Source organism: Pantoea sp. BL1 (assembly GCF_000963985.1).
Lineage (GTDB): Bacteria > Pseudomonadota > Gammaproteobacteria > Enterobacterales > Enterobacteriaceae > Pantoea > Pantoea rwandensis_B.
The window spans coordinates 73,594-87,983 of sequence record NZ_JZRH01000061.1 but is presented as its reverse complement, the minus strand read 5'-3'; the positions used below and the strand labels follow the sequence as shown (position 1 = coordinate 87,983).

The following is a 14,390-nucleotide window of genomic DNA, read 5'->3' as shown; positions in this document are numbered from 1 at the left end:
CAGGAGAATGTGATGCACAAACGACTCTGGTTACTGCTTCCTATCGTGATCCTTAGCGGTTGCCGCATTGTGTCGCAGCAGGAGCTGGCCGACCTGAAAAATCCCCCCAATCCCCAAATGGCCAATATGGCTCAGACCTGGCAGCAGAAACTGGTGCCGCAGATTCAGCACGATGCGAAGCCAGTGGCTGAACTGCTGAATGCATTGAAGTCCGCCAAAGATTTTGACAGCGCCTGTCAAACCTACGGCTACCGCGCACAGGAAGAGAACCCCTGCGTCTTCAGTGTCAAGGTCAGTGGTGAAGTTACGGCGGTGAATACCACTTCACGTAATGGCCGCATGACGGTGAAAGATGTATCAGGCAATAACGTGACGGTGCAGGTCGGTCCGATTTTCCCTGGCACGGTGCTGCGTGATGCCTATAAAGGGGCCAGCTATCAGGACTTCAACGATCAGGTGCTGTTTGGCGACTACAGCCGCGCTATTAATCAGCAGGCAGCCAACATGATGAGCGCCTTTAAGCCCAAAGTCGGCGATAAGGTGCAAATTTCCGGCGTGTTTAGCAGCTTCGATACGCCTGAACAGGTGCCGAATGTCACACCTGCTGCCATTGTGCGGCAGTAAGGAGCGGGTATGCAAAATCCTCAAAGTGACGTGATCATCGAAACCCGTAATGTGTCACGCATTTACCCCGGCGTGACCGCACTCGATCAGGTGAATTACCGCGTCTATCGCAACAAAGTGAACGTGCTGATTGGCGAAAACGGTGCCGGTAAATCCACCATGATGAAAATGCTGGCAGGCGTGGAAACCCCTTCCTCTGGTGAGATTCTGCTGGACGGCCAAGTGGTGTCGCTCAGTTCCACCCATCAGGCGGAAAAGCACGGCATCAGCATCATCTTTCAGGAACTCAACCTGTTCCCCAACATGAATGTGATGGACAACATCTTTATCGCCAACGAGTTTTTCCAGCGCGGCGTGATCAACGAAAAATATCAGTATGCGCTGGCGAAATCATTGCTGGAGCGGCTGGAGCTGGATGTTGACCCTTATGCGCAGCTGGGGGAATTGGGCATCGGCCATCAGCAGCTGGTCGAGATCGCCCGGGCGTTGTCCAAAGATACGCGTGTGCTGATCATGGATGAACCCACCAGTGCGCTGAGCCAGTCTGAAGTGAAAGTGCTGTTCAACGTCATTGACCAGCTGAAGCGGCGTGGCGTGACCATCATCTATATCTCACACCGGCTGGAAGAGCTGATGGAAATTGGCGATCACATCACCATTTTTCGTGACGGTCGCTTTATCAGCGAGCGAGAAGTGCGTGACGCTTCGGTTCCCTGGATCATCGAACAGATGGTCGGCGATAAGAAAAAACACTTTGACTATCAGCCCGCTGCTCAGGGCGAAACTGTTTTGCACGTCAACGGCCTGACGGCACTGCATCAGAATGGCGGCTACAAGCTCAATGATGTGTCGTTTTCACTGCGCAAGGGTGAAGTGATCGGCATTTACGGTTTGCTGGGCGCGGGACGCACGGAGTTGTTTAAAGGGCTGATTGGCATGATGCACTGCCAGTCTGGCAGCGTCAGCCTGAATGGCGAAGTGCTGGATAAACGCAATTTCCAGCAGCGGTTAAAGAAAGGCATTGCGCTGGTACCGGAAGATAGACAAACAGAAGGCGTGGTGCAGCTGATGTCCATCACTGCCAACATGACGTTAAGCGATCTCAGCTTGCGCGGTTTTCGCCGTGCGCTGCGCTTACTCAATCCCCACAAAGAGCAGCGTCGCGTCGATGAAATGATTGGTCATCTCGCCATCAAAGTGAGCGATCCGGAACTGCCGATTACCTCACTCAGCGGCGGCAACCAGCAGAAAGTGGTGCTGGGAAAAGCGCTGATGACGGGCCCTCAAGTGGTGTTGCTGGATGAACCCACGCGCGGGATCGATGTGGGGGCCAAAACGGACGTGTACCACCTGATTGGCAATCTCGCACAGCAAGGTCTGGCGGTGATGTTCTCCTCTTCTGAACTGGACGAGGTGATGGCACTGGCCGATCGCATTCTGGTGATGGCCGATGGCCGTATTACCGCCGACTTACCGCGCAGCGCGGCAACGCGAGAAGCGCTGATTAGCGCCTCAACACCGCATGATTGAGCCCGCAGGAGATCAATAAATGAACCAGAAATACCTGCTTTATATGTACTTGCTGAAAGCGCGAACCTTTATCGCGTTACTGATCGTGGTCGGCTTTTTCAGCTTTATGGTGCCTAATTTCCTGACCACCTCAAACTTACTGATCATGACGCAGCATGTGGCCATCACCGGGCTGCTGGCCATTGGTATGACACTGGTGATCCTGACCGGTGGCATCGATCTGTCGGTCGGTGCGGTGGCGGGCATCTGCGGCATGGTGGCGGGGGCTTTGCTCACCAATGGTGTGCCGCTATGGGGCGGCAACACGCTGTTCTTTAACGTGCCGGAAGTGATTCTGGTGGTGGCGCTGTTTGGCATTGTGCTGGGGTTGATCAACGGCACCGTTGTGACGCGTCTGGGCGTGGCACCCTTTATCTGCACCCTCGGCATGATGTATGTGGCTCGCGGGGCCGCGCTGCTGTTCAACGATGGCAGCACCTACGCCAATCTGGTGGGGATGCCAGCATTGGGCAATACCGGTTTCGCGTTTTTGGGATCGGGCAGTGTGCTTGGTGTCTACATCCCTATCTGGTTGATGGTCGGCTTCCTGCTGCTCGGCCTCTATCTGACACGTAAAACCCCGCTGGGGCGTTACATCTATGCCACCGGCGGCAATGAGTCTGCGGCACGCCTGGCCGGTGTACCGATCATCAAGGTCAAAGTGTTTGTTTATGCCTTCTCCGGTTTATGCGCTGCGCTGGTGGGATTGATCGTGGCATCTCAGCTACAAACTGCGCACCCGATGACCGGCAACATGTTCGAGATGGACGCCATCGGCGCGACGGTGTTGGGCGGAACTGCGTTAGCAGGAGGGCGCGGGCGCGTGTCGGGTTCGATCATCGGTGCCTTTGTTATCGTGTTCCTCGCCGATGGCATGGTGATGATGGGCGTCAGCGATTTCTGGCAAATGGTGATTAAAGGGCTGGTGATTGTCACCGCCGTAGTGATCGACCAGTTCCAGCAAAAATTACAAAGTAAGGTGGTGCTGCTGCGCAGACATGAAAAAAAGCAGCAATCGGCCGCCCTGCCTGAAGCAACGCATGGATAACAGGAGGCAATATGACACGCGATTTTAGTGGAAAAACGGTGGTGATTACCGGCGCATGCCGCGGGATTGGCGCGGGCATTGCCGCACGATTTGCACGCGATGGTGCAAGGCTGGTCATGGTATCCAACTCGGATCGGGTATTCACCACGGCGCGGGCGCTGGAAGAGCAGTTTGGCAGCGAGATTCTGGCGCTGCAGGTGGATGTGACCAATGAAGCCGAAGTGCAGCAACTTTATCAGCAGGCCGATGAGCGCTTTGGCACCATTGATGTCTCGATTCAGAACGCTGGCGTGATCACCATCGATCGCTTTGACGCGATGCCGAAAAGTGATTTCGAAAAAATTCTGGCAGTGAACACCACCGGCGTCTGGCTGTGTTGTCGTGAGGCGGCGAAGTACATGGTGAAGCAGGGCAGCGGCAGCCTGATCAACACCTCATCAGGACAGGGGCGGCAGGGCTTTATCTACACGCCACATTATGCGGCCAGCAAAATGGGTGTCATCGGTATTACTCAGAGTCTGGCGCTGGAACTGGCGCCATGGCACATCACCGTCAATGCTTTTTGTCCGGGCATCATCGAAAGTGAGATGTGGGATTACAACGATCGCTTGTGGGGAGAAATCCTCAGCAGCGATAAAAAGCAATATGGCAAAGGTGAGTTGATGGCGGAATGGGTGGAAAATATTCCGTTGAAACGCGCCGGACAGCCGCAAGATGTCGCCGGTCTGGTGGCGTTTCTCGCGTCGGATGATGCGCGCTACATTACCGGTCAAACCATCAACGTGGATGGCGGGCTGATTTTCTCCTAATCGCAGCAGCCGTGAGCGCCTGGCGGGGCTTGACGCAGGGCGCTCTGGGGGGGAGGGGGGAATGCTCGTGAGTTAAAGCCCTATTTGCAAAAGCTGCCGCTGTTAAAAGTGGCAGCTTTTTTCGTGTGGGTTAGCATATTGGAGTGCGGGCCCGAGCACCTCTTCTGCTGCCGGGCTGTCCTCGCGCCGCTGACGCGGTGCCTTCGGCTTCCACGTCGTGCCGACGGACCGTTCGGGTAAGGCCATCCAGGCCAACCCGAACTGCCAGTCGCCTCCATGCGACTGGCTCCTGGCCCAACGTAAAAGCCTCAGCGCTGCGGATAGCCCTTGCAGCAGTAGAGATGCTCAGGCCACCACTACCGTGCCCTTTTTCACAATAATCACTGAAGCTTCAGAGCAGGCCAGCGCCTATACGGCGGCAGACTGCGTTATCACCTGTCGCTGAACTGACGAGCATTACGCGATGCGGAGCGATGTGGCGATCAAGAGAAAATGATGCCTTTTGCTAATCAGGCAATGTCCTAATTCAGCCCAGCCTTTTCTGCAAAGTCGGCAGAATGTGTTAGGGTATTCCAGTACAGTTTTGTGAGCCACCTCAAATTCTAAACTGGATAAAAGCCTGTTTTTGCTATGACATCTGTTTTTACCGCTTTCAAATCACTGCGCATGCTGCCTGCCGCAACGGGGCTGCTTTTCACTGCACCGGCTTTGGCGTTGGTCACTGACACGCACGTTGCTGATGCGCCCTTTAGCGATCCCGAACGTTTCCAGAAAATGGCCAGCGACCTGCCCGCACTCGGCTATGAAGACGAAAATGCGGCCTTCAGCAAGAATCTGGCCACCATCGCCAAGAGCATTGGTGAAGCCAGTCAGGACAGCACCAGCGACAACACTTTTGGTCATCAGGCGGGCATCTGGGCGTTTAACCATTTCCGCGATGAAGTGGCGAACCGCGTGGTGGATGAAGGCCAATCCCTGCTGTCGCCTTATGGTAAAGCGCAAATCGATTTTAACGTCGATATGGACGGTAACTTCACCGGCAGTGGCGCTTCGCTACTCACGCCGTGGGCCGATCGCTACCAATACCTGACCTTTAGTGAAGTCGGCTTTCATCAAACGGATGATGGGCTGGTGGGCAATATCGGCTTGGGACAACGCTGGACGGCGGGTAAATGGCTGCTGGGTTACAACGGTTTTGTCGATCGCATGTTTAATAGCGGATTGCAGCGCGCTTCAGTGGGCACCGAAGCGTGGGGCGATTACCTGCGCTTCTCGGCTAACTACTACACGCCACTGTCGGGTTGGCAAAATCGCGATCCTTTCCAGCAGCAGCGTTTAGCACGCGGCTACGATTTCACCACCCAGGGCTATCTGCCTTTCTATCGCCAGCTTGGGATGTCAGTGAGTTGGGAGCAGTATCTGGGCAATGATGTGGATCTGTTTAGTAGCGGCAACACCTATCACAATCCTTCGGCGCTGACCTTTGGTGTCTCCTACACACCTGTGCCGTTGGTCACACTCTCTGCCAGCCACAAAACCAGTAATGAAGGTGAGAGTCAGGACCAACTGGGTTTGCATCTTAACTACCGTTTCGGCGTGCCGCTGAGCCAGCAGTTGAGTGCCGATAACGTGGCAGAAGCGCGTTCGCTGCGTGGCAGTCGTTACGACATGGTCACCCGCAACACTACGCCGGTGGTGGAATATCGTCAGCGCAAAACTTTATCCGTGTTCCTCGCTACGCCGCCATGGCAATTAAACGGCGGTGAAAGTCTGCCGCTGAAATTGCAAATCCGTAATGCCAATCCGATCACTAAAGTGGTCTGGCAGGGCGACACTCAGGCACTGAGCTTAACGCCGGGTGCGAATCCTAACGATCCGCAAGGATGGAGCATTATTATGCCCACGTGGAACAGTGCATCTGACGCCACCAACAGCTATCGCCTGTCTGTGACGCTGGAAGACAGCAAGGGCAGCCGGGTGACCTCCAACTGGATTACGCTGCAATTACAGGAACCGTTTAGCATCAATTCCGGAGAGGATAATCGTTTCGATTTGCTGGCGCCGTGATCGCTCATTGACGGGCAAATGCACAATAAAAAAGGGCAGCTTGCGCTGCCCTTTGCTCATACCCAGCCGACACTAGCCGGTATGCAATGAGGGATACTCAATTAGAACTGATACACCAGACCAACAGCAGTTACGTCGTCAGTGTTGATGTTTAACGCGTTGTTATCTTTCAACAGGTTGATTTTATATTCTGCGTAAGCAGACATGTTCTTGTTGAAGTAGTAAGTCACGCCAACGGCAACGTATTTGAACAGGTCAGTATCGCCCACATTGTTCTCGACATCTTTCGCGCGAGAAGACACATAGCCCAGTGAAGGACGCAGGCCATTCAGGAACTGATACTGTGCAACGGCTTCAAAGTTAACCGCTTTGTTAGCGAAACCGTTGTTACCGATAGGCGTCGCATTCTGCGTTTCGCCATAGATGGTCGCCAGGTAAATCTGGTTGGCATCATATTTCAGACCGGCTGCCCAGCTCTGTGCTTTATCGCCACGGCCGTAGGTTGCGGTGTTCTGTGCAGTGACACGATCGAGGTTCGCATAAGCACCAACAATGCTCAGGCCGAAATCGAAATCATAGGAGGTTGACAACGCAAAGCCGTCACCATTCGAACGACGTACCGCCAGGTTGCTGGCAGTTGCGCTGTCAGAGCGCTCGTTTTTGCCTTCATACTGCGCGGCAAAGTTCCAGCCTTTCACCAGACCGAAGAAATCTTTGTTACGCCAGGTCAGCACACCGGTAGAACGGCCTGACAAGAACGCATCGGTGTAACCTGAATCACCACCAAAGTACGGCAGCATATCGGTGTAGCCCAGTACGTCGTACACCAGACCGTAGTTACGGCCGTAGTCGATTGAACCGAACTGAGCAATTTTCAGACCCGCAAAGCCCAGACGGGTTTTGTTGCCTGAGTTAGCATCGCTGCCTTCAGAGTTGCTCAGGCTGTACTGGTATTGCCACTGACCATAGCCGGTCAGTTGGTCATTAATTTTGGTTTCGCCTTTAAAGCCCAGACGGGTATAGGAAGAGACTTCACCGTTTGCGCTGTCGTTATCAGAGAACAGATGCGAAACGTTGATTTTGCCGGTCAGGTCCAGTTTATTGCCATCTTTGTTATAGATTTCGGCGGCCTGAGCCGAAGAAAGTCCCAGCAGTAAAGGCATCACTGCTGCCAGTAAGGAGCGCTTCATCATTTATAATTTACCCTGTGATATATTTTAATTGTATCCCCGTCATCGGGGTGAAAAGAAAATGACACAAAAGGTTCAAGATCAACAGTGCAATATATGTAACTAAATATTTCCGATTGGCTTTTTGTGTGATTTTTAATCTTAACTTCCATTATATGGGATTTTACATTGGACAAACTTATCCCAAAATCAATATCTATCGCCTCAATAAAAATAGATATATTATTGTTTTATATTGATATTTTTAGAATTAAAGAAAAGTAAATCACCCTGTTTCTATGATGGTTAAATAGCACAAGCCTATGCATTATTGTTCAATAACAAATATAGAAAACCACCTAATCATTAGCATGGTAATTATCTGGTTAATCTCTTTGTGTCTTTTTATTTCTGCACTGATAATAACCTTAGTCACTAAATGTCGTTTAACTTACGTTTAATTAAGGCGTTGTTCAAAATGCAGCCAAATATGCAAAGAGATTGTTAAACAGGAGCGAGTGAGTGCCACCTCTACTTGCCGATTTGGATGCACATTTCCTGCACATCCGCGCACCATAAATGCACAAGTTGCCCTAAAACAGGGCGGACGCCGCGACTTTTTGGCGAAATATTTGCTGTGCGATCACAAAAGCGCTATTTCATTTTGTGAATGCATAAATCTGCTAAATAAATAGCTGCTCTCCTCTCTCCATCAGACTGGTATTCACTTTTTATGCAGTTAATGTGAATAGTGACCTAGTCTAACTCATTGATATTGCGTTACTCAAACCCATTTATGCATTTTTTCCGCTAGCTGGCACGCTTACTGCACTCTACAGTAGTGCTGCGACACAACGGATTTTAACAATTTTAAAACAATAGCTTCACTTAGCTGGAGCAGGAGAAATGGCTATGTCACTGCAGGTTTCACGTCACGATTTTGATCAATGGATGATGCCGGTATATGCCCCCGCAGCTTTTGTACCGGTGCGTGCTGAAGGCTCAACGCTCTGGGATCAGCAAGGTAAGGATTACCTCGACTTTGCAGGTGGCATCGCGGTTAATGCATTGGGACATGCGCATCCCGCTTTGCAACAGGCTCTGACAGAGCAGGCCGGTAAGCTATGGCACACCGGCAATGGCTATACCAACGAACCTATTTTACGCCTGGCTAAACAGCTCATTGACGCCACCTTTGCCGATCGCGTGTTCTTCTGTAACTCCGGGGCAGAGGCTAATGAGGCAGCACTGAAACTGGCGCGTAAAGTCGCGCACGATCGTTTTGGCGCCGAGAAAAATGGCATCGTGGCCTTCAATAATGCTTTCCACGGACGCACGCTATTTACTGTTTCAGCGGGTGGTCAACCGGCTTATTCACGTGATTTTGCGCCGCTACCCCCGGCGATTGAACATGCCAGCTTCAACGATCTGGCCTCTGCCGCAGCACTGATCAATGACCAAACCTGTGCCGTGATTGTTGAACCGATTCAGGGTGAGGGCGGTGTTGTACCGGCCGATCCGGCTTTCCTGCGCGGCCTGCGTGAATTGTGCGACAAACATCAGGCGACGCTGATATTCGATGAAGTGCAGAGCGGCGTGGGGCGTACCGGTTCGCTGTATGCCTACATGCACTATGGCGTGACGCCGGACGTGCTGACCACCGCCAAAGCACTGGGCGGTGGCTTCCCGATCGGCGCGATGCTGACACGTGAAGACCTGGCGCTGGTGATGGGCGTGGGCACCCACGGCACCACCTACGGCGGTAACCCGCTGGCAGGTGCCGTCGCCGGTAAAGTGATGGAGTTGATTAACCAACCCGATTTTATGGCGGGTGTCACAGAGCGCCATCAGTGGTTTGTCGCGGCATTACAAGAGATGAACCAGCGCCTGCCGATCTTTAAAGAAGTTCGCGGTCTTGGGCTGTTGATTGGAGCCGTGCTGAATGAAGATTTTGCCGGGAAAGCGAAGCAGTTCAACCTGGCGGCGGCGGAAGAGGGCGTCATGGTGCTGATTGCCGGTGCTAACGTGGTGCGTTTCGCGCCCGCGCTGAATATCAGTGAAGCGGAAGTGAAAGAGGGACTGGCGCGCTTTGAACGTGCCTGCGCTCGCGTGCTCAAAGGAGCTGCATCATGATGGTGATTCGCCCCGTCGAACGTGACGACCTTGCGCAGTTGCTGTCGCTGGCGGGCAAAACCGGGGGCGGCTTAACCTCGCTGCCCGCCGATAGCGATACACTGAAAGCGCGTATTGAGCGTTCTCTGCTCACCTGGCAGGGCGCGCTCTCGCGTGCGGAACAAGGCTATGTGTTTGTACTGGCCGATAGCGCAGACAATCGTGCTGTTGGGATCTGTGCCATTGAAGTGGCCGTGGGCCTGCAAGACCCGTGGTATAACTTCCGGGTGGGCACGCAGGTACACGCCTCGAAAGAGTTAAACGTCTACGCCAGCTTGCCAACGCTGTCGTTAAGTAACGATCATACCGGCAGCAGCGAGCTGTGCACGCTGTTCCTCGATCCCGATTATCGCGATGGCAAAAATGGCCATCTGCTGTCGAAATCCCGCTTCCTGTTTATGGCTAATTTCCGCGATCGCTTTATGAAGCACGTGGTGGCTGAGATGCGCGGTGTCAGTGATGACGCCGGGCATTCCCCGTTCTGGGACAGCGTCGGCAGCCGTTTCTTCTCCATGGAGTTTCGTGAAGCCGATTTCCTCAGCGGCACCGGGCAGAAAGCCTTTATTGCTGAGCTGATGCCAAAACATCCGCTGTACATCCATTATCTCAGTGAAGCGGCGCAGAAAGTGATTGGCGAAGTACATCCGAAAACGGCACCCGCGCGCGCCGTGCTGGAAGCGGAAGGGTTCCGTTATCTCAATTACGTCGACATCTTTGACGGCGGCCCAACGCTGGAGTGCGAAATTGATCGCATACGCGCCATCCGTAAAAGTCACCTGCTTCAGGCCGAAGCCGGGGAAGCCGATGACAGCTGGCCGCTGTGCCTGGTCGCAAACGGTGATTACCAGCATTTCCGCGTGGCGCTGCTGCCCGTCGATATGGCGAGCGGAAAAGTCCGCATCAATGAGCATCAGCGCACGGCGTTGCGCTGCGATTATGGCGATGCATTGCGTGTGGTCACGCTGTGCCGCGAGGAGAAAAAAGCATGACGCACTTCATTAATGGTCAATGGCTGACGGGCGGCGCTGAAGCGTTAACCAAACAAAACCCGGTGAACGGTGAAACGTTATGGCAGGGACGGGCAGCGACCGGTGCACAGGTGGCGGCGGCTTGCGAAGCGGCGCGCGCGGCCTTTCCCGCCTGGGCACGCAAGCCTTTCGCGGAACGTCAGGCGATAGTGGAAGCCTTCGCCAAATTACTCGAGAGCCACAAAACTGCACTGGCAGAAACTATCGCCAAAGAAACCGGAAAACCGCGTTGGGAAACCCTGACCGAAGTGCAGGCGATGATCAATAAAATCGCCATCTCGGTAAAAGCCTACCACACGCGTACCGGAGAACAGGCCGAGGGTGAAAGTTCGCTGCGCCATCGCCCGCACGGCGTACTCGCGGTGTTTGGCCCCTACAATTTTCCTGGCCATTTGCCGAACGGACATATCGTTCCCGCGCTGCTGGCGGGCAACTGTGTCGTATTCAAACCGAGTGAGCTTACGCCGTTGACGGCGGAAAAAACCGTTGAGTTGTGGGAGCAAGCGGGGCTGCCAGCGGGTGTGATCGCGCTATTGCAGGGCGCGCGCGAAACCGGCCAGGCACTGGCACATGAGCCACAAATCGATGGCTTGCTGTTTACCGGCAGTGCCGCAACAGGCTATCACCTGCATCGCCAGTTTGCCGGTCAGCCTGAGAAAATGCTGGCGCTGGAGATGGGCGGTAACAATGCGCTGATCGTCGAGGACCCCTCAGACCTTGATGGCGCAGTGCACATCGCGATTCAGTCTGCCTTTATTACAGCCGGGCAGCGCTGCACCTGTGCGCGTCGTCTGCTGGTGAAACGCGGAGCCGCAGGCGATGCCTTCCTGCAGCGTTTGGTGGAAGTGACCGCTCGTCTGCAGCCTGCCGCCTGGAATGCTGAACCGCAGCCCTTTATGGGCAGCGTGATTTCACCTGCCGCCGCCGGACATATTTACGCCGCCTGGCAGCAGCGTATCGATCTGGGCGGCAAGGTGTTGCTGGCGATGCACTGGCCGGATCGCGACAGCGCCATTATCACTCCCGGTATCATTGAAATGACGGACGTGGCGAAACTGCCCGACGAAGAGGTGTTTGGTCCGCTGCTGCAGGTCATTCGCTACGATGAGTACGATCAGGCGATTCGCCTCGCCAACCAGACGCGCTATGGCCTCTCCTGCGGCTTGATTTCTCCACAGCGTGCGCAGTTTGACCAACTGCTGCTGGAAGCGCGTGCCGGGATTGTTAACTGGAACAAACCGTTAACCGGTGCCGCCAGCTCAGCGCCGTTTGGCGGTGTAGGTGCGTCCGGTAATCATCGCGCCAGTGCATGGTATGCCGCAGATTACTGCGCGTGGCCGATGGCATCTTTGGAGAGCCCGAGCCTGGCCTTACCGGGCAGCTTATCGCCGGGACTGGATTTCTCCGCGGAAGGAGCTGAATAATGAAAGCGTTTGAAGCCAATTTTGACGGTCTGGTCGGCCTGACGCACCATTACGCCGGGCTCTCATTTGGTAATGAAGCCTCAACGCGTAATCAGCTGCAGCCTTCTAATCCACGTCTGGCGGCGAAACAGGGCCTGTTGAAAATGAAAGCGCTGGCGGACATGGGCTATGTGCAAGGGGTGATTCCGCCGCATGAGCGGCCGAATATCCCGCTGCTGCGCCAGTTGGGTTTTGCTGGCACTGACGAACAGGTGCTGGAGAAAGCCGCCCGGCAGGCACCGCAATTGTTGTCTGCGGCCAGTTCTGCCTCGGCAATGTGGGTGGCGAATGCTGCCACCGTTTCGCCTTCAGCCGACAGTGCCGATGGGCGCGTGCACTTTACCGTGGCTAACCTTAACAATAAATTCCACCGCGCCATCGAAGCGCCGGAAACGGCCGACTTGCTGCGCGCCATTTTCCGCGATCCGCAACATTTCAGCGTGCATGATGCTTTGCCGCAGGTGGCGCTGTTTGGCGATGAAGGTGCCGCCAACCATAACCGCTTTGGTGCGGAGTATGGCGATGCGGGTGTTCAGCTGTTTGTTTATGGTCGTGATGGACAACAGCAGGGCGCTGCACCAGCACGTTATCCGGCACGTCAGACGCGGGAAGCCAGTGCCGCGGTGGCGCGCCTGCATCAGCTTGACGACGATCGCACGCTGTTTGCTCAGCAAAACCCGCTGGTGATCGATCAGGGCGTATTCCACAACGATGTCATCGCCGTCAGCAACCAGCAGGTGCTGTTCTGCCATGAAGAGGCGTTTGTCGATCAACCGGCGTTATTACAACAGCTGGCTGCGCGCGTGCCCGGCTTCCAGCCGATTGTGGTGCCGCGCGATAAAGTGTCAGTGGCCGACGCGGTGAATACCTATCTGTTTAACAGCCAGCTGTTGCAGCATCTTGAAGGTGGGATGCGACTGGTACTGCCTGAAGAGTCACGCCAGCATGCGGGCGTGTGGCGCTATTTGAGCGAGCTGGTGGAGAGCGGCGGACCGATTCGTGAGCTCACGGTGTTCGATCTGCGTGAGAGTATGTGCAATGGCGGTGGGCCAGCCTGTCTGCGTTTGCGCGTGGTGCTCAATGAAGCAGAGCGTCAGGCCCTCAATCCAGCGGTACTGATGAACGATCGCCTGTTCACCACCCTGAACAGTTGGGTCGATCGCCACTACCGCGATCGCCTGACCCAAGCCGATTTGGCCGATCCACAGTTACTGCGTGAAGGACGCACCGCGCTGGATGAGCTGACACAGCTGCTAGACTTAGGCAGTGTCTACGCATTTCAGCGTTAACCTCAGAGGGTAAGTGAAGCTTCTGAGTTGAAAAGGAGTGTACATGCAGGATTTTCTCCAACAAACCCTGTCAGGTAAGCCGCCCCAGCAGCGGCAGGGCAGCAATGCCCATTTACAGTGGCAGTGGCACGATGAGGGCATTCTATCCCTGACACCCCATGCACCGACGCATCAGGCGCTGGTGCTGTCAGCGGGCGTGCACGGCAACGAAACGGCCCCGGTAGAGATTCTTAACCTGTTGTTGACGCCACTGCTGCGCGGAGAACAACCGTTAGCGGTGCGGTTGCTGGTGATATTGGGCAATCCCGATGCGCTACGCAGCGGCAAGCGCTATCAGCAATATGATATTAACCGCTTGTTCGGTGGGCGCTGGCAGAAGGTGTCCGATTTGCCTGAAGCTCAGCGCACGTTGCGACTGGAACAGGCGCTTGAACAGTTCTGGCGCGAGTGTCGCGATCATGAAGTACGCTGGCATCTCGATCTGCATACCGCGATTCGTGGCTCGTACCATGCGCGCTTTGGTGTGATGCCCTTGAATCCTCAACCGTGGCCGCACGACTTTCTGCACTGGCTGGCGGCGGCAGAGCTGGAAGCGCTGGTGTTTCATCGTTCCCCTGGCGGCACTTTTACCCACTACAGCTGTGAACATCATGATGCGGCCAGCTGTACGCTGGAGCTGGGTAAAGCCCTGCCGTTTGGTGAAAATGATCTCAGCCAGTTCTCGGCGGTGCAGCAGGCGCTGGCGGCATTGTTGTATGGCGAGCCACTGCCAGAAGTGCGGGAACAGCCGCGGCATTATCGTGTGGCGCAGCAGATTACCCGTCACGGTGACGCGTTTGTGTTGCACATGGGGCCAGAAACGCTGAACTTTACGGCATTCCCGCAGGGCACGTTGCTGGCAGAAGAGGGGGAGACGCGCTACTACGTACAACAGGCGCGTGAATATGTGCTGTTTCCCAATCCAAATGTCGCCGCGGGACTGCGTGCTGGCCTGATGCTGGTGGAAGAGAACGAGCAAACGCAGGCACTGACGTTATAAATAAGGTGGGTGAAGAAAATTCACCCATTTTTCCCTTCCGCAAATCCGACAATACCGTTACACTCCTCCTTAATTCCTGCGCATTTCCCTTTGATTGTCATACTCTTTTGCAA

Annotated in this window: 11 protein-coding genes; 10 read left to right on the top strand and 1 reads right to left on the bottom strand. The window is 54.7% G+C overall.

Annotation, left to right across the window (positions count from 1 at the left end):
- Nucleotides 1-12: 12 nt before the first annotated feature.
- The 5 genes from VH86_RS23120 (at nt 13) to VH86_RS23100 (ending at nt 6,117) form a co-directional block, all read left to right on the top strand.
- Nucleotides 13-624, top strand: coding sequence for a DUF2291 family protein (locus tag VH86_RS23120; RefSeq protein WP_045834235.1), 612 nt, complete (start codon nt 13-15; stop codon nt 622-624).
- A gap of 9 nt (nt 625-633) precedes the next feature.
- On the top strand, nt 634-2,154 hold the full coding sequence (locus tag VH86_RS23115; RefSeq protein WP_045813948.1) for a sugar ABC transporter ATP-binding protein: 1,521 nt from the start codon (nt 634-636) through the stop codon (nt 2,152-2,154).
- A 19-nt stretch (nt 2,155-2,173) separates the two neighbouring features.
- On the top strand, nt 2,174-3,241 hold the full coding sequence (locus VH86_RS23110; protein ID WP_045834234.1) for an ABC transporter permease: 1,068 nt from the start codon (nt 2,174-2,176) through the stop codon (nt 3,239-3,241).
- An 11-nt stretch (nt 3,242-3,252) separates the two neighbouring features.
- A complete protein-coding gene (locus VH86_RS23105) occupies nt 3,253-4,050 on the top strand; it encodes an SDR family oxidoreductase (RefSeq protein ID WP_045834233.1) in 798 nt (265 codons plus the stop codon).
- Nucleotides 4,051-4,680: 630 nt separating this feature from the next.
- On the top strand, nt 4,681-6,117 hold the full coding sequence (locus VH86_RS23100) for a YchO/YchP family invasin (RefSeq protein WP_082082882.1): 1,437 nt from the start codon (nt 4,681-4,683) through the stop codon (nt 6,115-6,117).
- 101 nt (nt 6,118-6,218) lie between these two features.
- Here the strand turns inward: VH86_RS23100 and VH86_RS23095 are convergent, their stop codons facing one another.
- Entirely contained in the window at nt 6,219-7,310 is a 1,092-nt protein-coding gene (locus VH86_RS23095) for a porin (RefSeq protein ID WP_038647379.1), read from the bottom strand.
- A gap of 888 nt (nt 7,311-8,198) precedes the next feature.
- On the opposite strand from VH86_RS23095, the gene VH86_RS23090 reads away from it, so the two are divergent.
- Genes VH86_RS23090 through astE form a run of 5 tightly spaced genes read left to right on the top strand, consistent with a single transcriptional unit; the run spans nt 8,199 to nt 14,277 of the window.
- Complete coding sequence (locus VH86_RS23090; RefSeq protein ID WP_045834232.1) at nt 8,199-9,419, top strand: aspartate aminotransferase family protein; 1,221 nt, start codon at nt 8,199-8,201, stop codon at nt 9,417-9,419.
- Nucleotides 9,416-10,447 carry an arginine N-succinyltransferase gene (gene astA, locus VH86_RS23085; protein ID WP_045834231.1) on the top strand — a complete coding sequence of 344 codons (1,032 nt, stop codon included), beginning with the start codon at nt 9,416-9,418 and terminating at the stop codon, nt 10,445-10,447. Before VH86_RS23090 ends, astA begins: the two co-directional genes overlap by 4 nt.
- The gene (gene astD / locus VH86_RS23080; RefSeq protein WP_045834230.1) at nt 10,444-11,910 is read left to right on the top strand and encodes a succinylglutamate-semialdehyde dehydrogenase; all 1,467 of its coding nucleotides are present in this window, start codon (nt 10,444-10,446) and stop codon (nt 11,908-11,910) included. The genes astA and astD overlap by 4 nt, the downstream gene beginning before the upstream one ends.
- Entirely contained in the window at nt 11,910-13,238 is a 1,329-nt protein-coding gene (gene astB, locus VH86_RS23075) for an N-succinylarginine dihydrolase (RefSeq protein ID WP_045834229.1), read from the top strand. The genes astD and astB overlap by 1 nt, the downstream gene beginning before the upstream one ends.
- Before the next feature lie 43 nt (nt 13,239-13,281).
- Nucleotides 13,282-14,277 carry a succinylglutamate desuccinylase gene (astE, locus tag VH86_RS23070; protein WP_045834228.1) on the top strand — a complete coding sequence of 332 codons (996 nt, stop codon included), beginning with the start codon at nt 13,282-13,284 and terminating at the stop codon, nt 14,275-14,277.
- Nucleotides 14,278-14,390 lie beyond the last annotated feature (113 nt).

What these genes read in the sequence shown, in the direction of transcription:
- astE (WP_045834228.1), top strand. Translation starts at nt 13,282, where the DNA reads ATGCAGGATTTTCTCCAACAAACCCTGTCAGGTAAGCCGCCCCAGCAG.
- VH86_RS23115 (WP_045813948.1), top strand. Translation starts at nt 634, where the DNA reads ATGCAAAATCCTCAAAGTGACGTGATCATCGAAACCCGTAATGTGTCA.
- VH86_RS23090 (WP_045834232.1), top strand. Translation starts at nt 8,199, where the DNA reads ATGTCACTGCAGGTTTCACGTCACGATTTTGATCAATGGATGATGCCG.
- VH86_RS23095 (WP_038647379.1), bottom strand. Translation starts at nt 7,310, where the DNA reads ATGATGAAGCGCTCCTTACTGGCAGCAGTGATGCCTTTACTGCTGGGA.
- VH86_RS23120 (WP_045834235.1), top strand. Translation starts at nt 13, where the DNA reads ATGCACAAACGACTCTGGTTACTGCTTCCTATCGTGATCCTTAGCGGT.
- VH86_RS23100 (WP_082082882.1), top strand. Translation starts at nt 4,681, where the DNA reads ATGACATCTGTTTTTACCGCTTTCAAATCACTGCGCATGCTGCCTGCC.
- astD (WP_045834230.1), top strand. Translation starts at nt 10,444, where the DNA reads ATGACGCACTTCATTAATGGTCAATGGCTGACGGGCGGCGCTGAAGCG.
- VH86_RS23105 (WP_045834233.1), top strand. Translation starts at nt 3,253, where the DNA reads ATGACACGCGATTTTAGTGGAAAAACGGTGGTGATTACCGGCGCATGC.
- astA (WP_045834231.1), top strand. Translation starts at nt 9,416, where the DNA reads ATGATGGTGATTCGCCCCGTCGAACGTGACGACCTTGCGCAGTTGCTG.
- astB (WP_045834229.1), top strand. Translation starts at nt 11,910, where the DNA reads ATGAAAGCGTTTGAAGCCAATTTTGACGGTCTGGTCGGCCTGACGCAC.
- VH86_RS23110 (WP_045834234.1), top strand. Translation starts at nt 2,174, where the DNA reads ATGAACCAGAAATACCTGCTTTATATGTACTTGCTGAAAGCGCGAACC.